The organism is Paracoccus sp. (in: a-proteobacteria), assembly GCF_030538495.1.
Lineage (GTDB): Bacteria > Pseudomonadota > Alphaproteobacteria > Rhodobacterales > Rhodobacteraceae > Paracoccus.
Map to the genome: position 1 here is coordinate 68,117 of NZ_JAUNTW010000011.1, position 17,693 is coordinate 85,809.

Annotated in this window: 15 protein-coding genes and 1 pseudogene; 8 read left to right on the plus strand and 8 right to left on the minus strand. The window is 63.6% G+C overall.

The window, feature by feature from the left end; translation table 11 throughout:
* Positions 1-8: 8 nt before the first annotated feature.
* The 4 genes from Q4G20_RS11445 to Q4G20_RS11460 all read right to left on the minus strand — a co-directional run bounded on the left by Q4G20_RS11445 (position 9) and on the right by Q4G20_RS11460 (position 4,482).
* The gene (locus Q4G20_RS11445; protein WP_303343601.1) at positions 9-1,901 is read right to left on the minus strand and encodes a propionyl-CoA synthetase; all 1,893 of its coding nucleotides are present in this window, start codon (positions 1,899-1,901) and stop codon (positions 9-11) included.
* 210 nt (positions 1,902-2,111) lie between these two features.
* Positions 2,112-2,882 carry a 1-acyl-sn-glycerol-3-phosphate acyltransferase gene (locus Q4G20_RS11450; RefSeq protein ID WP_303343587.1) on the minus strand — a complete coding sequence of 257 codons (771 nt, stop codon included), beginning with the start codon at positions 2,880-2,882 and terminating at the stop codon, positions 2,112-2,114.
* Positions 2,879-3,811, minus strand: a complete 933-nt coding sequence (locus Q4G20_RS11455; RefSeq protein WP_303343588.1) for an ABC transporter permease — start codon at positions 3,809-3,811, stop codon at positions 2,879-2,881. The genes Q4G20_RS11450 and Q4G20_RS11455 overlap by 4 nt, the downstream gene beginning before the upstream one ends.
* Positions 3,808-4,482, minus strand: coding sequence for a cell division ATP-binding protein FtsE (locus Q4G20_RS11460; protein WP_303343589.1), 675 nt, complete (start codon positions 4,480-4,482; stop codon positions 3,808-3,810). Before Q4G20_RS11460 ends, Q4G20_RS11455 begins: the two co-directional genes overlap by 4 nt.
* Before the next feature lie 106 nt (positions 4,483-4,588).
* Between Q4G20_RS11460 and Q4G20_RS11465 the strand changes: the two genes are divergently transcribed.
* Together Q4G20_RS11465 and Q4G20_RS11470 are read left to right on the plus strand one after the other, a co-directional pair.
* Positions 4,589-5,368, plus strand: coding sequence for a zinc-ribbon domain-containing protein (locus Q4G20_RS11465; protein WP_303343590.1), 780 nt, complete (start codon positions 4,589-4,591; stop codon positions 5,366-5,368).
* A complete protein-coding gene (locus tag Q4G20_RS11470; RefSeq protein ID WP_368660796.1) occupies positions 5,365-6,357 on the plus strand; it encodes a hypothetical protein in 993 nt (330 codons plus the stop codon). The genes Q4G20_RS11465 and Q4G20_RS11470 overlap by 4 nt, the downstream gene beginning before the upstream one ends.
* On the opposite strand, the gene ileS is transcribed toward Q4G20_RS11470, so the two are convergent.
* On the minus strand, positions 6,354-9,242 hold the full coding sequence (gene ileS, locus Q4G20_RS11475; protein WP_303343591.1) for an isoleucine--tRNA ligase: 2,889 nt from the start codon (positions 9,240-9,242) through the stop codon (positions 6,354-6,356). The genes Q4G20_RS11470 and ileS overlap by 4 nt on opposite strands.
* Positions 9,243-9,485: 243 nt before the next feature.
* Here ileS and Q4G20_RS11480 point away from each other — a divergent pair.
* A pseudogene (locus Q4G20_RS11480) lies at positions 9,486-10,435 on the plus strand (acetamidase/formamidase family protein).
* Here Q4G20_RS11480 and Q4G20_RS11485 read toward each other — a convergent pair.
* A complete protein-coding gene (locus Q4G20_RS11485) occupies positions 10,432-12,450 on the minus strand; it encodes a lytic transglycosylase domain-containing protein (RefSeq protein WP_303343592.1) in 2,019 nt (672 codons plus the stop codon). The pseudogene Q4G20_RS11480 and the gene Q4G20_RS11485 sit on opposite strands and share 4 nt — an antisense overlap.
* Before the next feature lie 110 nt (positions 12,451-12,560).
* On the opposite strand from Q4G20_RS11485, the gene dapA reads away from it, so the two are divergent.
* Positions 12,561-13,436 carry a 4-hydroxy-tetrahydrodipicolinate synthase gene (gene dapA, locus Q4G20_RS11490; protein ID WP_303343593.1) on the plus strand — a complete coding sequence of 292 codons (876 nt, stop codon included), beginning with the start codon at positions 12,561-12,563 and terminating at the stop codon, positions 13,434-13,436.
* A 285-nt stretch (positions 13,437-13,721) separates the two neighbouring features.
* On the plus strand, positions 13,722-13,895 hold the full coding sequence (locus Q4G20_RS11495; protein ID WP_303343594.1) for a hypothetical protein: 174 nt from the start codon (positions 13,722-13,724) through the stop codon (positions 13,893-13,895).
* A gap of 9 nt (positions 13,896-13,904) precedes the next feature.
* Here the strand turns inward: Q4G20_RS11495 and Q4G20_RS11500 are convergent, their stop codons facing one another.
* The gene (locus Q4G20_RS11500) at positions 13,905-14,501 is read right to left on the minus strand and encodes an HNH endonuclease (protein ID WP_303343595.1); all 597 of its coding nucleotides are present in this window, start codon (positions 14,499-14,501) and stop codon (positions 13,905-13,907) included.
* 186 nt (positions 14,502-14,687) lie between these two features.
* On the opposite strand from Q4G20_RS11500, the gene Q4G20_RS11505 reads away from it, so the two are divergent.
* Positions 14,688-15,119: a VOC family protein gene (locus tag Q4G20_RS11505; protein WP_303343596.1), complete on the plus strand. Its 432-nt coding sequence runs from the start codon at positions 14,688-14,690 to the stop codon at positions 15,117-15,119.
* A gap of 21 nt (positions 15,120-15,140) precedes the next feature.
* Here the strand turns inward: Q4G20_RS11505 and Q4G20_RS11510 are convergent, their stop codons facing one another.
* Complete coding sequence (locus tag Q4G20_RS11510; RefSeq protein ID WP_303343597.1) at positions 15,141-15,626, minus strand: peroxiredoxin; 486 nt, start codon at positions 15,624-15,626, stop codon at positions 15,141-15,143.
* Positions 15,627-15,704: 78 nt separating this feature from the next.
* On the opposite strand from Q4G20_RS11510, the gene Q4G20_RS11515 reads away from it, so the two are divergent.
* Positions 15,705-16,901, plus strand: a complete 1,197-nt coding sequence (locus Q4G20_RS11515) for an NAD(P)/FAD-dependent oxidoreductase (protein ID WP_303343598.1) — start codon at positions 15,705-15,707, stop codon at positions 16,899-16,901.
* A 130-nt stretch (positions 16,902-17,031) separates the two neighbouring features.
* Entirely contained in the window at positions 17,032-17,601 is a 570-nt protein-coding gene (gene rsmD, locus Q4G20_RS11520; protein ID WP_303343599.1) for a 16S rRNA (guanine(966)-N(2))-methyltransferase RsmD, read from the plus strand.
* Positions 17,602-17,693 lie beyond the last annotated feature (92 nt).

The following is a 17,693-nucleotide window of genomic DNA, read 5'->3' on the forward strand; positions in this document are numbered from 1 at the left end:
CGGGATGGTTAACGATGTTCGGGATAGCCCACACCCTGCAACACTTCGGCAATTTCGCCCAAGATGTCGGGATCGTCGATGGTGGCGGGGGTGTTGAATTCCTCACCATCCGCGATTTTTACCATGGTCGCGCGCAGGATTTTGCCCGACCGCGTTTTCGGCAGGCGGTCCACCACGCAGGCGGTTTTGAACGCCGCAACCGGCCCGATCTGGTCGCGGACCATCTTCACCACCTCGGCCACGACCTGTTCATCGCTTTGTTCGGTGCCTTTTTTCAGGCACAGGAACCCCAGCGGGGCCTGACCTTTCAGCTTATCCGCCACGCCAATCACGGCACATTCGGCAACGGCGGGGTGGGCGGACAGAACCTCCTCCATGGCGCCGGTGGACAGGCGGTGACCGGCGACGTTAATCACGTCATCGGTGCGCGACATGATGTAAAGATAGCCGTCATCATCCAGATAACCCGCATCGCCGGTTTCGTAATAGCCGGGGAAATTGGTCAGATAGGACTTTTTGAACCGATCTTCCGCGTTCCACAGCGTCGGCAAAGTCCCCGGCGGCAGCGGCATTTTAATCACGATGGCGCCCAGAGTGTTCGGGCCGACCGGCTGGCCCGCTTCGTCCAGAACCGACAGGTCATAGCCCGGCACCGGGACCGAGGGGCTGCCCTTTTTCACCGGCAGCAATTCGGTGGCATAGGGGTTGCACACCGCAGGCCAGCCCAGTTCGGTTTGCCACCAGTGGTCGATCACGGGAACCTTCAGGTGATCTTCGGCCCATTGGATCGTGTCGGGATCGGCGCGTTCACCGGCCAGGAACAGGGCCTTGAAATGCCGCAGATTGTAATCGCCAATCAGTTCGCCATTCGGATCTTCGCGCCGGATGGCACGAATCGCGGTGGGCGCGCTAAAGAAGATCTTCACCTTGTGGTTTTGCAAAACCCGCCAAAAGGTGCCAGCGTCCGGGGTGCCGACGGGTTTCCCTTCGAACACGATGGTCGTCGCGCCGCGGATCAGCGGGCCATAGCAGATAAAGCTGTGGCCAACGACCCAACCCACATCGGACGCGGCCCAGAACACTTCGCCCGCATTGATCCCGAACAGGTTTTCCATCGACCAGTTCAGCGCGACCAGTTGACCGGCGGTGTGGCGCACCACGCCCTTGGGCTGGCCCGTGGTGCCCGATGTATACAGGATGTATGACGGGTGGTTGCCCTCAACCGGGACACATTCGGCGGGCTCAACGCCGTATTGGAACGAATGCCAGGCGTAGTCGCGGCCCTCGATCAGTTGCGCAACCTCTTGTTCGCGTTGGAAAATAACGCAAAAATCGGGCTTGTGCGCGGCCATGTCGATCGCGCGGTCCAACAAAGGTTTGTAATGCACGACGCGGCCCGGTTCCAAACCGCAGGACGCGGCGATGATCGCCTTGGGCGTTGCGTCGTTGATGCGGGTGGCCAATTCATTCGCCGCAAAGCCGCCGAACACGACCGAATGGACCGCACCCAGACGCGCGCAGGCCAGCATCGCCTCCAATGCTTCGGGGATCATGGGCATGTAGATGATCACGCGGTCGCCTTTTTCCACGCCCTTGGCACGCAGCGCCCCGGCAAGGCTGGCCACGCGATCGCGCAATTCGCGATAGGTGATGCCGCGGGTGGAATTGGTGATCGGGCTGTCATGGATGATGGCCAGCTGGTCGCCGCGCCCGGCCTCGACATGGCGGTCAACTGCGTTCCAGCAGGTGTTGGTCACGCCATCCGCGAACCATTCGCCCGCAGGCCCGGTGTCAAAAAACGCGCGGCTGGGTTTCTGGAACCAGTCGATCTGCTGCGCGGCATCCATCCAGAACGTTTCCGGATCATTTTGCCAAGACTGGTAAACCTGCTGATAGCCCATAATTTCCCCCTCCATCAGTTTCGCCCATTTGTTACGCAAATTGCACATAGGCGCGCAAGGATGTTAGCGATAAGGGGCGCCTAACAGCGCAATTATTTTACCAAACCGACCGCCACAGCCCCCGCGAACGCACCGCCCGCTCTTTCATCTTGGCCTCAATATCCCGGGGGTCCGGGGGCTGGCCCCCGGCGTCCTCCACCAAAACAGCCCTCAGGACCGCAGCCCCGCCTCGGCCATCAATTCGGCGGAACGGGTTTCGATCTGATCTTCCAGATGCGCCATGAACTGATCGGCGGGGATGTCGGGACCGATGGCGGGCAGAAACTCGATCACGGCGCGGCCGGGGCGGACGCCCCAGCCCTTGCGCGGCCAGAACATGCCGGTATTCACCGCGACCGGCACAACGGGCAGGCCGGTATTGTTCCGAATCGTCGCCACCCCGTGTTTATAGGGTTTGCGCGTCCCCGGCAGAGTCCGCGTCCCTTCGGGATAGATGATCAACTGGCCCAAGCCTTCGCCCGCGATGCGTTGATTGATGGTGGCGGAAATGGCGGTCATGGCGTCGCGGCCCCGGCTGCGGTCAATCGGAACGCAGCCCGATTTCCACGCATACCAGCCCATGATCGGAACGCGCTTAACCTCGCGCTTCATGATAAAGGCGCGGCGGGGGACGGCGTGGGCAATTGCCAGAATATCCAGAAAACATTGATGTTTTGCCGCGACGATGCAGTCATGGGTGGGCGGCGTGCCGCGCACCTCAACCCGGACGCCCATATGAAACCGCGCGGCCCACAGCATGTAACCGATCCAGCGGGTCGCGACCCGGTTCGCGCCGTCGCGCCCGTGGCGCATCGTGACCGGAATACCCGCCAGCCCGATGATGATGGTGGCCACGGCAACATGCAGATAATACAGCACATTTTGCACATATTGCCATGCCGTCAACGGGCCGGGCATGGGCGTATCGCAGCGTTTCGTCATCGCACATTCCTCAGCATTTTCAGCGCCGCCCAGCGGGTGGCAAAGAACCCGACCCCCGCCGCGACCACCGGAATCAGCAACGGCAGCAACCAGCCCGCACCGGCAAAGCCAAGGCCCGTCATGAACCCGCCCGCCGCGTTCATATTCGGCAACAGCGCAATGCCCGCCATGCCCAGCAATGTGCCGACCGAGGCCCCCACAGCGGCACGGCGCGTAAACCGGCTGACAAAGGCCGTCGCAATCGTGATGTCCCGCGCCCCGATCAGGCGCAGCACGCGGATCACCTGACCATTGGCGGCCAGTGCCGCTTTGGCCGCCAGCGTGATCATCGCCGCCGAGGCCGCGCCGATCAGCAGCAGCGACACCACCCCCAACAGCCGCAACCGGCTGGCCGCCGAGACCAGAGGCCGCCGCCAGGTCGTGTGATCGTCCAGCACCGCGCCCGGCGCTTCGGCCTCTAAACGCAGGCGCAGACCCTCGGGGTCGAAATCGCGGCCGGTCAGCGGCACGTCGATCAGTGCCGGGACGGGCAACGCATCGACCGGCATATCGGGGCCGAACCACGGCTCCAGCAGATCGGCGACTTCATCAGCGGGCAACAGGCGGGGGCGGCCGATCCCCGGCGTGGTTTGCAGAATCTGCATCGCGGCCTGCGCGCGGGCGTCCTGTTCCGCGGCGGGCGCGCTGACCCGCACCGTCACCGACCCCGCCAGTTCCGACGACCAGCGATCCGCCAGCCGCCCCGTGGACAGCGCAAGCGCAAGCGCAAACACCGCCAGAAACGCCATGGCCCCCGCCGAAAACAGCGTCAGTTGCGCGGTAAAGCCCGTTGGCGGCACGATCCGATCGCCCGTGCCGTTTTCGCCGCCCGACAGCAGCCCGTTCCACAGCGCCCGCAGATTGATGCCCCGAAAATCCACCCGTTTCACAGATCCGCCCCCGCCAGATGCAGCGTTCCGCCCGAAATGCGCAGCACCCGCGCCTGAACCTGCGCCTTGGTTGCGCGGATCAGGTTCAGGTCATGCGTGGCGACCAGCACCGTTTTGCCTGATTTGTTCAATTCAACCAGCAATTGCATCAGGCGCATCGACATGTCCCAATCCAGATTGCCCGTCGGTTCATCCGCCAGCACCAGATCGGGCGACAGAATCACCGCCCGCGCCAATGCCGCGCGCTGACGTTCGCCCCCCGACAGCGACGGCGGCAGCGCGCGCGCATGTTGCGACAACTGCACCCAGCCCAGCAGATCGCGCAGGGCCTGCATGTCCACATCCTCGCCCGAAACGGTCAGAGGCATGGCGACGTTTTCGGCCAGCGGCAGATGGTCCAGAAATTGCGGATCCTGATGCACCACGCCGACGCGACGGCGCAGCATGGCGATGTCATCGCGCGACAGCCCCCGCATATCCTGACCAAAGGCCGTCATCTGCCCCGATGTCGGCAACAGATCGGCGTAGCACAACCGCAGCAGCGTGGTTTTGCCCGACCCCGACGGCCCGGTCAGGAAATGGAACATACCGGCCTGCAAATTCAATGACATATCCGACAACAGTTCCGGCCCGCCCTGATAGCCAAAGCCCACATTCTGCATCTCGATCATGCGCACCTCATCGTTTTTGCGGCCATTCTGTCGCGGCCATCGCCTGCCCGCTGGAAAGCTGGCACCACGCTTGATAAAACAGACGCGACATAATTACGAGGGTGGCATGTCTGAAATCAGGTTGATCTGTCCGGGATGTGCAGCCGAATACAGCCTGCCATCCGACGCAATCCCCCGCGACGGTCGCGAAGTCGAATGCAGCGCCTGCGCCCATATCTGGCACGCCCTGCCGGTGGGGGCGGAAAACCGCGTCGATCTGACCGATTATCACCTGCGCTTTGGCGGTCAGGCGGCTGTGGAACGCGCCGCCCCGCCTGACCTCGCACCCGAACCTGCGCCCGCACCCGAACCCGCCCCCGACACCCCGCCGTCGCGCCGTATCCCCGCCGATGTGCTGGATATTTTACGCCAAGAGGTTGAGTTCGAAAAAGCGCAGCGCCGGACCGAGGCGGGCGGCAAGCGCGCCGATCCCGAACCGGATCAGGGCGCGCCGGAACGGGTGCATCGGCCCTTTGATTGGGGGGATGCAAGCAGCACGACGGAAATCGTTGCCTCGGAACCGCCCCCGGTCGATGTGATTCGCCATCCCGCAGGTCCCGATTTTCAACAGGTCTGGGCCGGGGCATCCGCCGACGAATCACCTGTTCCGATGACCCCGCCGCTGGATGATGCGCCGCCCCCGGCGCAGCCGCCGAAACCGGCCAAGACCGGCTATGTCATGGGATTCGGCGTGGCCATCATGGTGCTGGCGGCGGGGCTGGCGCTGTATATTCTGGCTCCGTCTTTGGCAGAACAGGATGCGGCTCTGGGCGCGCGGGCGATGGAATGGCGCGCCATGGTGGATGGGCTGCGGATGATGCTGGCGGATTGGTTGGCCCAGCTGTGACAGCGCGCATCCGAAACCTGATGATCGTCGCCCAAGCCGGGCGGCTGGAATACGAAGCCATCCTGTTTCTGGCCAGCCTGCGCCATTGCTCGCCGGGCTGGACCGGGCGCGTGATTGTGGCGGAGCCTCAGCCGGACGGGGCGTGGTCGGGGCATGACACCCGCATCCATGACGACAGCCGCGCGCTGCTGGTGGATATGGGGGCCGAGATCGTCCCCTTTACCGCACGCCATTTCGGCGCAAGCTATCCCAACGGCAATAAAATCGAGGCGTTAGGCATCCTGCCCCCCGGTGAGCCGTTTGTTTTCTTTGACACCGACACGCTGATCACCGGCCCGCTGGACCGCGTGCCGATGGACCCGAACCGGCCCGCGGCGTCGATGCGGCGCACGGCGACGTGGCCGCGGATTCCGTTGTATCAATTGGGCTATGCCGATATTTGGCGGTCGCTCTATGATCGGTTTGGGCTGGATTTTGACAGCTCGCTGGACACGGCCTATCCCGAACACAACTGGCAACGGTATTTGTATTTCAACGCGGGCTGGTTTTTTGGCGCGGACCCGGTCGAATTTGGGCGGCGATTTACCGACTGGGCGGTGACGCTGCGCAATGATCCGCACAGCGAAATGGCGGCGCAGGTCATGGACCCGTGGCTGGATCAGATCATCTTGCCGCTGGTCATTCACAGCTTTGGCGGCGGTCGCCCCGGCCCGGAGCTGGCGGGGCTGGATGGCGATGTGACCTGTCATTACCGCAAATTGCCGCTGCTTTATGCGCGGGAAAGTGACGGGGTGGTGGACCTGCTGGAAACGATCACCGCCCGCAACGCGATCAAACGCCGGTTGCGGGAATGGGAACCGGCCAAGATGTTGATTTATCAGGGAAAGGGGCGCGACAAGGTGCGCCCGATTTTCGCCGGTCAGCCGATCCCAACGGTCGAACGGGTCATCCGGCGCGACATTAAACGCGCCGGATGGTGGTTGGTTTAACCCGCCAGAACCTCGTTGCAGCGCGCGCAGACCCCCGCATGGGCGTGGCTGCCGACATCAGGCAGGATTTTCCAGCACCGCTGGCATTTTTCGCCCTCGGCCGTTTCAAAGACCACGCCGATGCCGGGGGTTTCGGGCAACCGGAACGCCTCGGCGGGCAGGGGGTCGGCGGTCAGAACGATGTCCGAGGTGATGCAAATATCGTCGAAATTCACCGATTTCAGCGCGGCCAGCGTGGCGTCGTCGCGGATATGAACCACGGGCGCGGCTTCGAGGCTGGCGCCGATGGTTTTGTCGCTGCGCTTGACCTCAAGCGCGGCGGTCACGACACGGCGGGCGCGGCGCACCAGTTCCCATTTCGCGGCCAGCGGTTCGTTCAGCCAATCCGCCGGAGTCACCGCAAAATCATGCAGGTGAACGCTGTCGTCATCGGACGGGAACCGCGACAGCCACACATCTTCGGTCGTAAAGGGCAGGATCGGGGCCAACCACGTCACCAGACGGTGGAACAGCAGATCCAGAACCGTCCGCGTGGCGCGGCGGCGCAGGCTTTCGGCTGCATCGCAATACAGCGCGTCTTTGCGGATGTCGAAATAAAACGCTGACAAATCGACGGTGCAGAACTGGAACAGCGTCTGGAACACGCCTTGGAAATCATAGGCATCGTAACCGCGCCGGACCTGATGATCCAAGCCCGCCAGGCGGTGCAGAACCCATTGTTCCAATTCCGGCATATCCGCCGCATCGACCCGTTCGGCGTCGTCAAACCCGGCCAAAGCGCCCAGCATAAACCGCAGCGTGTTGCGCAACCGGCGATAGCTGTCGGCGGTGCCTTTCAGGATTTCTTTGCCGATGCGGCTGTCGGCGGTGTAATCCACCTGCGCCACCCACAGGCGCAGAATATCCGCGCCGTATTCGCGCACAATATCGGCGGGCAGCACGGTATTGCCCAGCGATTTGGACATTTTCATGCCCTTTTCGTCCAGCGTGAAGCCATGCGTCAGCACCCCGCGATAGGGCGCGCGCCCGCGCGTCGCGCAAGCCTGCAACAGCGATGACTGGAACCAGCCGCGATGCTGGTCGGTGCCTTCCAGATACAGATCCGCGATGCCATCGGGCGATCCGTCGGCGCGGTCGCGGATGACAAAGGCATGGGTCGAACCGCTGTCGAACCACACATCCAGCACGTCCATCACCTGATCGTAATCATCGGGATTGGCGATTCCGTCCAGCATCTGGGCGGCGAATCCCGGGCGATACCACACATCCGCGCCGTCTTGTTCGAACGCCGCGATGATGCGGTCGTTCAGCCGCTGATCGCGCAGCAGGAAATCGGGATCATCGGGCCGCGCGCCTTTTTTGACAAAGCAGGTCAGCGGCACCCCCCAGGCGCGTTGCCGCGACAGCACCCAATCGGGCCGGTTTTCGACCATGGAATGAATCCGGTTGCGCCCTGTTTGCGGCGTCCATTTCACCAATTGGTCGATGCTGTTCAGCGCGCGGGCGCGGATGCTGTCGCCATAATCGCCCATCCCGTCATCCAGCGGCTTGTCAATCGCGGCGAACCATTGCGGCGTGTTGCGATAAATCAGCGGCGCCTTGGACCGCCAGCTATGCGGATAGCTGTGTTTCAGTTTGCCCTTGGCCAGCAACGCGCCGGCACCATGCAGCGCCTTGATATTGCTGACATTCGCCGGGCCTTCTTTGCCGTCGGGCTGGATGATCAACTGCCCGCCAAACAGCGGCAGATCGGCGCGATAGCTGCCATCGGGTTCGACGTTATAGGTCATCGGCACGCCATAACGCAGCGCCAGCTGATAATCGTCGTCGCCATGGCTGGGCGCGGTGTGAACGAACCCGGTGCCCGCATCATCGGTCACATGATCGCCCGGCAGCATCGGCACGTCGAAATCCCATTCGGCATTGCCACCGTCGATCCCGCGATAAGGATGCGCCAGCACCAGCCCGGTCAGTTCATCCACGGTCACATCCCGCAACCGGCTATGCCCGCTGACTTTGGCCGCCGCCAAAACCCCTTCCGCCAGAGCATCGGCCAGAACCAGCTTTTCCCCCACAACGGCGGTGCCTTCGGCCTCGGTCACTTCGTAAAGGCCATAGGCGATGTCAGGCCCAAAGGCGACCGCACGGTTCTGCGGAATCGTCCACGGAGTCGTGGTCCAGATCACGACCGACGCGCCATCCAGCGACCCATCCACGGGCCGGAACCGCACCCAGATCATGTGGCTGGTGTGGTCGTGATATTCGACCTCGGCCTCGGCCAGGGCGGTCTTTTCGACCGGCGACCACATCACCGGCTTGCTGCCCTGATACAGCGAGCCATTCATCAACAGCTTCATGAAATCGGCGGCGATGACGGCCTCGGCGTGATAATTCATGGTCAGATAGGGGTCATCCCATGTCCCATAAACGCCCAGACGTTTGAATTCGTCGCGCTGCACCCCGACCCAATGTTCGGCAAAGCGGCGACATTCCTGACGAAATTCGATGGTGTCCACGGCGTCTTTGTCGCGGCCCTCGTTGCGATATTTTTCTTCGATCTTCCATTCGATCGGCAGGCCGTGGCAATCCCAACCGGGGACATAGCGCGCATCGCGGCCCATCATCTGCTGCGACCGGGTGATAAAGTCCTTCAACACCTTATTCAGCGCATGGCCGATATGCAGATTGCCGTTGGCATAGGGGGGGCCGTCATGCAGGATAAACGGCGCGCGGCCCTCGGACCGTTCGCGCAGACGGTCATAAATCCCAATCCGCGCCCAGCGGTCCAGCCATTCGGGTTCCCGCGCAGGCAGGCCCGCACGCATGGGAAAATCCGTTTGCGGCAGAAAAACAGTATCGCGATAGTCGGGGGTCTCGGCGCTCATCTGGCGTTCCTTCAGGTAGGGTGTGGGGCAACAAGGGCAAACCCGGCAGCGCGAAACGTCACGCCACCGGGCCGCTAATTCGTATGCCGACACCCAGAAATTCCATGCGCCATCTATAGGAACGCCCGCGTCAGGCCGCAAGCCGATGCCGCTTCTTCTGTGCATAAATACTCCTGCGACAGGACGGCGCTTGAATCGGGCGCGGATTCCGCGCGATGCTGGCGGCACATCAGGGGGGGCGCTATGTGCAAAAACTGCAACTATACCATCCACGCGGCGCAGCATCATTTCGGCTGGGACAATGCGATTGCGCCGGTGCTGCGGGTTGACCCGGGGGCGGTAATCGAATGTGAATGTCTGGACAGTTCGGGCGGTCAGTTCACGCCGCAATCGACCGCCGCTGACATTGCGGGACTGGATTTCGCGCGGGTGAATCCGGTGAACGGCCCCATCTGGGTGAATGGCGCGGAACCCGGCGACGCGCTGAAAATCACGCTGGACGGGTTCGCGCCGCGCCGCGTCGATGGCGCGGGCTTTGGCTGGACGGCGAATATTCCGGGCTTTGGGCTGCTGGCCGATCAGTTCCCGGATCCGGCGCTGACGCTGTGGCGCTATGAGCCGGACCAGATGACGCCCGCGCTGTTTGGCGATCAGGCGCGGGTGCCGCTGAAGCCCTTTGCCGGGACGATGGGAACGGCATTGGCGGAACCGGGTCAACATTCCGTGGTGCCGCCGCGTCAAACGGGGGGCAATCTGGACATCCGCGATCTGGCGGCGGGGTCCACGCTGTATCTGCCGGTTCAGGTCGCGGGCGCGCTGTTTAGTGTCGGCGACACCCACGCCGCCCAAGGTGACGGAGAGGTCTGCGGCACCGCCATCGAAAGCCCGATGAACGTGACCCTGAAAATTGATCTGGTCAAAGGTGCGAATCTGCGCTTTCCGCGCTTTTCCACCCCCGGCCCGGTGACGCGCCATCTGGACGCGCAGGGGTATGAGGCGACCACCGGCATCGGTCCCGACCTGATGACGGCGGCGCGCGATGCGGTCGCGGGCATGATTGACCATCTGACGGCCACGCGCGGCATGTCGGCGACCGATGCCTATATGCTGTGTTCGGTCTGCGGATTTCGGAAATCGTCGATATGCCGAATTGGGTGGTGTCGTTCTATTTCCCGCGGATGGTGTTCGATTAAGGCGCGGGCGGGCCGAAACTGGCACGCGGCGGCGGGGCGGATCGGTCCAGCGTCAGCGAGGGCGGAGGGGGTGGCATTTCGCCCCCGCCCGACAGGTCATGGCGGGGGTCAATCGCGGCGGGGGTGCCGCTGATGCGGGCGCGGTAAATCGGCATCGCCTCGGTCACGCGCATGACATAGTTTCGGGTTTCGTCAAAGGGGATCAGTTCCACCCAATCCACCGGGTCGATGGCGTCGGTGCGCAGATCGCCGAAGTCGCTCAGCCAGCGGGCCGGCCGCCCCGGCCCGGCATTGTAACCCGACGCAATCAGCGCGACCGACGGCCCGAACCGATCCGCCAGCCCCGACAGATAGGCCGACCCGATCACCGCGTTATAGGCCGCGTCCCCCGCCAGCCGGTCGGCGTCAAAGGGGATGCCAATGCGCCGCGTCACCTGTTCCGCCGTCGCGGGCATCACCTGCATCAGCCCCTGCGCCCCGGCATGGCTGCGGGCGGTGTGGTTGAATTCCGATTCCTGCCGCGCAATCGACATGACCAATTCGGGCGGCGGGCCAAGGCGTTCGTTTTCCAGCCCCGTCAGCGGGAAATGCGCGACCGGCCAGACGACCGCCTTATTCGCGGATTGTTTTGCCAGACGCAGCCCGTGCCACGGCGCGCCATATTCATACATCAGCCGCGCCATGCGGGCGATGTCATCCGGTTCGGCGCTGCGCGACAGATGCAGAAAGAACCGTTGCGCTTCGTCCCGGCGGCCTGTGGCCAGCAGCCACAGCCCCGCGCGAAACACCGGATCATCGCGCAGCGCGCTGCTGCGCCAATCGGGCAGCGTGTCAAACGCCGCGCCGGGGATCGCGTATTCGGGCGGCATCGGCGCGCCAATTTCGTTGGCGGCCAGTTGCCCGTAATAGGTGGCGGGCAGGGCGGCGGCGCGTTCCATCTGCGCGCGCGCGCCTGCGTCATCGCCCAGATCCTGCAAGGCGCGCCCCTGCCAGTAAAAGGCCCGCGACAGGCTGATCGCGCTGCGCACGACGGTTTCCAGATGGCGGAAATGATCCAGTGCCACATCCGGCGCATCGGTTTTCAGCGCGGCCCACCCGGCCAGCCATTCCAGATCGGCGTAATGGCGGTTGGACGGGGCCAGATGATGCGGCGTCGCCAGATCGCGCGCGCGCTGCCAATCGCCGTTGCGCATGGCCAGACGGGTGTAATCCACCCGCATCTGCGCCCATTGGTCGGGGTCTCGCAGATCATGCGCGCTGCCCGATGATTCCAACATCAGCGCCTGCGCGCCGTCATGTTGCCGCGCCGAAACCCGCCACAGAAACCGGTCCATCGTCAGGCCGGGATCGGCGCGTTGGTCATCGGGCAGGGCGAGGATCAGGTCATCCACCCCGTCGCGCCCCGCCTGCAACGCAATCCGCGCCGCCAACAGGGGCTGTTGCACGGGGTCAATGTCATCAATCAGCCGTTCGGCCTGCGCCCAGTCGCGCCTGTCCAGCATCCCGATGGCGCGCGCCAGCAGATGCGGGGCCAGTTCGCTGCCATAGGATTCCAGCATCGCGGCCTGATCGGATTCCGACATGGGTTGCGTCAGGAAAAACCGTTTGCGTTCGGCGCGGGCGGCCTCATCCCCCAGCGTCGCGGTATAGGCGGTCAGCGCGCGATAGGTCGTGGGTTTGCGCCCCGAAAACCACTGCGCCACCTGACCCTGGGGCAGGCCCGCGCGCAGTTTCGCATCACCGCGTTGCTGCAACTGATCCAGTCCGGGCCAGTCGGGGTTTTGCGTGACAAAATCCAGATAATCGTCAAAGCTGCCATGGCCCGCCCGCAGCGATTGCCAGCCAACCAAAGCCTGTGCCATCGGTCCCGAAACCGTCGCGGCGTCCCATGCCGTCACCCAATCGCGCGCCTCCGCCGCTGACAGCGCCAAGGCCATGGCCCCCGCATCTTCGGACGCGGCAGGCAGGGGGGCGGCCAGAAAACCGGCCAGAATTATGTGTCGCAGATGTCTCATCACTGCCCTGTGTGGTCTTTGGGCGTTGTGGATGCAATTCACAACCTTGGCAAGTTCAGCGCGTCCCGTTAAACCGACGCAAGATTTCATCTTTCTGCAAGGAGCGTGTCATGTTCAAAGGGTCTCTGCCCGCACTGGTCACGCCGTTCACCCCGGACGGCGAACTGGATCTGGACACGCTGAAAAAGCTGGTCGAATGGCATATCGACCAAGGCACGCACGGCCTTGTGCCCGTCGGCACCACCGGCGAAAGCCCGACCCTGACCCATGACGAACACCGCCGCGTGATCGAGGTGGTCGTGGATGTTGTCGCCGGTCGCATCCCCGTGATCGCGGGCGCCGGGTCGAACAGCACCCGCGAAGGGCGCGGTCTGGTGCAATTCGCCGCCGAGGTCGGCGCGGATGCCGCGCTGGTCGTCACACCCTATTACAACAAACCGACTCAGGCGGGGCTGATCGCGCATTACACCGAATTGCACGACGCCGCCGATATTCCGATCATCATTTACAACATTCCGGGCCGGTCGGTTGTGGATATGACGCCCGAAACCATGGGCAAACTGGCCGAGCTGCCCCGCATCGTCGGCGTCAAGGACGCAACCGGCAAATTGGAGCGCGTCAGCCAGCAGCGCATCACCTGCGGCACCGATTTCATCCAATTGTCGGGCGAGGACGCGACAGCGCTGGGCTTTAACGCGCATGGCGGTGTGGGCTGCATCAGCGTGACGGCAAACGTCGCGCCCAAACTGTGCGCCGAATTCCAGAACGCCACCCTGCGCGGCGATTATGCCGCTGCGTTGGACTATCAGGACCGGCTGATGCCGCTGCATCACGCGATTTTCGTGGAACCTGGTCTGGTCGGCGCGAAATACGCCATGTCGCGGCTGGGGCTGTGCCACGACCGCGTGCGCTTGCCCCTGACGCCGCTGACGGAACCGACCCAACGCCTGCTGGACGCCGCGCTGGAACATGCCGGGTTGATCTGATTGCGTCCCGCGACGGCCGGGGGGCCAGCCCCCCTAGCCCGCCCCACGGGGGCGGGCGTTCGACGGGAAAAAGGTCCACTGGACCTTTTTCTGATCCGTCTCACCCCAGGATATTTAAGCACAGAAGATAAAGGGCGGGTAAAGTCCGCGCGTTTCTTTCCATCAACGAAACCCGCATCCGCCGCAATAAACAGCCTGTGAGCGCCCTCGGATTGTCAGGGAATCGTCACAGTCGGGGGTTTTCATTCCCGGACCTGCGCCCCATATTGCAGGCATAAGGAAGGAATGCCTATGCCGCTGCCGTATTTTCTGTTGCTGATCTGTGCTGTTGCTTTGGCCGCTGCGGTGACGCTGTGGGTCAGTTTTGCCGCCGGGATCCCGGAAATTATGATTGCGCTGATCGCTCTGTCAGGGGTGGTTGCCCTGCATCTGGGGCAGCGGCGCGACCGGCAGGGCTGACGGGCCGGATCAGCTTTCCAGTTCCGCGTCCCAATACAGAAAATCCATCCAGCTGTCGTGCAAATGGTTCGGCGGGAAACGCCGTCCGATGCTGTGCATTTCTTCGGGGCAGGGCTGGCGCGGGGTTTTGCGCAGGGTCAGGCCGGAATGGCGCAGGCTGCGGTTGGCTTTGCGCAGGTTGCAGGGGCTGCACGCCGCAACGACGTTTTCCCAACTGGTCACACCGCCGCGTGACCGAGGCACCACATGGTCAAAGGTCAGGTCGCCCTTGGCCCCGCAATACTGACAGCAAAATTCATCCCGCAAGAAAAGATTAAAGCGCGTGAAGGCCACGCGCTTTTGAGGTTTTACATAATCTTTCAGCACCACGACCGAAGGTATGCGGAACGCCTGTCGCTGGCTGCGCACCACTTCGTCATATTCGGCCAATATGGTCACGCGGTCCAGAAACACGGCCTTGATCGCCTCTTGCCACGGCCAGAGCGACAGCGGGTAATAGGACAGCGGGCGATAATCGGCGTTCAGCACCAGTGCCGGGTGGTGGCGCAGGTTTGCCGGTTCGCGCACGAATTGCGTTCGGAAATCGGTTTGGTGATGATCCAACATTACTGCCTTCCTGCCTGCCCCGTGGGGTGGCGGGGCGTCCCGTCGATCCTTGACGCTGACTATATATCGCGGCAGCGCCGAAGCAAGCCCCTGCATCTGTGCCGGGGGGTTAACTGCGCATAAACGCCGCAGGTGACATGCGTATGACAGATTGCACGCGCGGCGCGGACATGCGACGATTTGACCATGACACAGGCACCGAAATTGCTGGGAACCTTGGAAAGCGCGTTATATGCGCGCGATCTGGATGCGGGGCGCGCGTTTTATGAAAACGTGCTGGGACTGCGCGCCTTTCAGGTGGTGCCGGGGCGGCATGTGTTTTTCCGCGTCAGCGATGATCCCCGCGCGCAGGTGCTGTTGTTGTTCAATCCCGATGCGACGGTGCAACCGCCCGGCCCGGATGCGCGCCTGCCGGTGCCGCCGCATGGCGCGACGGGGCAGGGGCATTACTGTCTGGCCGCCGATCCGGCCACGCTGGACGATTGGCGCGCGCATCTGGAACGCGCGGGCGTGGTGATCGAGGCGGATTTTGAATGGCCGGGCGGCGGGCGGTCGCTGTATTTCCGCGATCCGGCCGGCAATTCCATTGAAATCGCCGACCCCGCGATCTGGGATTAAGGGGGCCGCAGCCCCCTTGGATCAGGCTTTTTCCAGCAGGGCGTTGCCCGCGCTGATGGTGCAGTTGCCGGGCGAATCCTCGATGTCCACCACGTCAAAGCTGCCGTCATTCAGCAGCGCCGCAAAGCGTTTGCAACGGCCATAGAGCCCCGCCGGGGGCGCGTCGAAATCCAGACCCAGCGATTTGGTCAGGCTGCCATCGGCATCGGCCAAGACCTCGATCCCGGCGGCGTCGGCACCGGTTTCGGTCGCCCATGCGGATGCGACAAACGGATCGTTCACGGTGATGCAGATGATGCGGGTCACGCCCTTTTCGCGGAATGCATCGGCGCTGCGCACAAAGCTGGGCATATGGGCATTGGTGCAGGTGCCGGTAAAGGCGCCCGGCACGCCGAAGATCGCCACGCGGCCCGTGGCCAGATCGGTGGTTGCGATTTCCTCGGGGCCGTTTTCGCCCACGCGCAGCAGTTTGCCGGTGGGCAGGGTATCGCCAGCCTTGATGGTCATGTTGTCCTCACTGAATTGCAACGGATTCGGGGTGACTATAGGGTGACACAAGTTTTCAGACCAGAGAAGGCGCAACAGATGCGGATTGTGATTATCGGGGCGGGGCAGGCGGCGGCGTCCATGGCGGCACGGCTGCGCGCGCAGGGGCATGACGGGCCGCTGACCGTGATTGGCAATGAACCCGCCGCCCCCTATCAGCGCCCGCCTTTGTCCAAGGCGTATCTGCTGGGCCAGATGGGGCTGGACCGGCTGACCCTGCGCGCGCCGGAATGGTGGGGCGATCAGGGGATTGATCTGCGCACCGGCGAATCTGCGCGGTCGATTGACCCGGTGCGCCGGGTGGTCACTACGGATCGGGGCGTGGTGGAATATGACGCACTGGCCCTGACCACGGGGGCCACGCCGCGCCGCCTGCCCGCCGCGATGGGCGGTGATTTGCCCGGAACCTATGTCATCCGCAGTCTGGCCAATGTCGATGCGCTGGCCCCCGAAATGCAGCCGGGGCGCAACCTGATCGTGATCGGCGGCGGCTATATCGGGCTGGAGGCCGCAGCCGTCGCCCGCAAACTGGGCCTGACCGTGACCCTGATCGAGGCCGCGCCGCGTATCCTTGGCCGCGTCGCCGCGACGGAAACCGCGGATATGATCCGCGCGCTGCATCAGGCGCATGGGGTCACGATCATGGAAAACACCGGCATCACCCGGATCATGGGGGACGACCGGGCCACCGGGGTCGCGCTGACCGATGGCCGCGAATTGCCCGCTGATTTTATCGTGATGGGGATTGGCGTTTTGCCCGAAACCGATCTGGCGCAGACGGCGGGGCTGGCGTTGGATAACGGCATTGCCACCGACGAATATGGCCGCACCAGCGACCCGGCGATCTGGGCCGCAGGCGATTGCGCCAGCACCCCCCATCAGGGCGCGCAACTGCGACTGGAAAGCGTGGGCGGTGCGATTGATGCGGCGGAATGTGTGGCCGACAATATGCTGGGCAAAACTCGCGCCTATACCCCGAAACCGTGGTTCTGGTCGGATCAGTTCGACGCGAAACTGCAAATCGCGGGGCTGAATACGGGCTATGACGGTGTGATCACGCGCGGCGGCGATGGCCATTCGGGGTCTGTGTGGTATTTCCGCGCCGGGCAGTTGATCGCGGTGGATGCGCTGAACGACGCGCGCGCTTATATGATCGGTAAACGCCTGATCGAATCGGGCCGCAACGCCGACCCCGCACTGATCCGAACCGCCGATGATCTGAAGGTGCTGATGTGACTGTCTTCTGTGTGCAAATGTCCTTTTGGGGTGAGACGGATCAGAAAAAGGTCCAGTGGACCTTTTTCCCGTCGAACGCACGCCCCTGTGGGGCGGGCAGGGGGGGCGAAGCGCCCCCGGCTGGCCGCGCATGAGAATCGTCGGCGGCAATTTACGCGGTCTGAAACTGGCCGAGGTCGGCGCGGGCGATCCCGCCGCCCATCTGCGCCCCACGACCGACCGCGTGCGCGAGGCGATTTTTAACCTGCTGATCAACGGCGCGGGGCCAAACCCCATCCCGGGCGCGCGGGTGCTGGATCTGTTTGCCGGCACCGGCGCCTTGGGGCTTGAAGCGCTGTCACGCGGCGCGGCCCGCGTGGCCTTTGTGGACGAAGGCGTCAAAGCGCGCGCCCTGATGCGCGACAATATCGAACGCGCTCGCGCCATGGGTGTGACCGATCTGTGGCGGCGCGATGCCACGCGGCTGGGTCCGAATCGCGGCGCGGGATTTGATCTGATTTTCCTTGATCCGCCCTATGGTCAGGGATTGGGGGAACGGGCGATTGCCTCGGCTCTGGATGGCGGCTGGATCGCGCCGGGGGCGGTGATTGTCTGGGAAGACAGCCGCCCGCCGGTCGTTCCGGCACCGTTGGAACAGGTCGATCAGCGCCGTTACGGCGATACGGTGGTGACGCTGGCCCGGATGCCCGCTTTGCCGTGATTCCGTCATGTTTTTGTTATTTTGCGTTGTTATACTGGTTTTGTGACGTTTGGGCCTGTTTTGGCGTGTGGGGAAAACGCGTTGTTTATCAG

Coding starts and splice junctions, on each gene's coding strand:
- Q4G20_RS11445 (WP_303343601.1), bottom strand. CDS start 1,901: ATGGGCTATCAGCAGGTTTACCAGTCTTGGCAAAATGATCCGGAAACG.
- Q4G20_RS11485 (WP_303343592.1), bottom strand. CDS start 12,450: ATGAGACATCTGCGACACATAATTCTGGCCGGTTTTCTGGCCGCCCCC.
- dapA (WP_303343593.1), top strand. CDS start 12,561: ATGTTCAAAGGGTCTCTGCCCGCACTGGTCACGCCGTTCACCCCGGAC.
- rsmD (WP_303343599.1), top strand. CDS start 17,032: ATGAGAATCGTCGGCGGCAATTTACGCGGTCTGAAACTGGCCGAGGTC.
- ileS (WP_303343591.1), bottom strand. CDS start 9,242: ATGAGCGCCGAGACCCCCGACTATCGCGATACTGTTTTTCTGCCGCAA.
- Q4G20_RS11510 (WP_303343597.1), bottom strand. CDS start 15,626: ATGACCATCAAGGCTGGCGATACCCTGCCCACCGGCAAACTGCTGCGC.
- Q4G20_RS11495 (WP_303343594.1), top strand. CDS start 13,722: ATGCCTATGCCGCTGCCGTATTTTCTGTTGCTGATCTGTGCTGTTGCT.
- Q4G20_RS11500 (WP_303343595.1), bottom strand. CDS start 14,501: ATGTTGGATCATCACCAAACCGATTTCCGAACGCAATTCGTGCGCGAA.
- Q4G20_RS11465 (WP_303343590.1), top strand. CDS start 4,589: ATGTCTGAAATCAGGTTGATCTGTCCGGGATGTGCAGCCGAATACAGC.
- Q4G20_RS11515 (WP_303343598.1), top strand. CDS start 15,705: ATGCGGATTGTGATTATCGGGGCGGGGCAGGCGGCGGCGTCCATGGCG.
- Q4G20_RS11505 (WP_303343596.1), top strand. CDS start 14,688: ATGACACAGGCACCGAAATTGCTGGGAACCTTGGAAAGCGCGTTATAT.
- Q4G20_RS11450 (WP_303343587.1), bottom strand. CDS start 2,882: ATGACGAAACGCTGCGATACGCCCATGCCCGGCCCGTTGACGGCATGG.
- Q4G20_RS11460 (WP_303343589.1), bottom strand. CDS start 4,482: ATGATCGAGATGCAGAATGTGGGCTTTGGCTATCAGGGCGGGCCGGAA.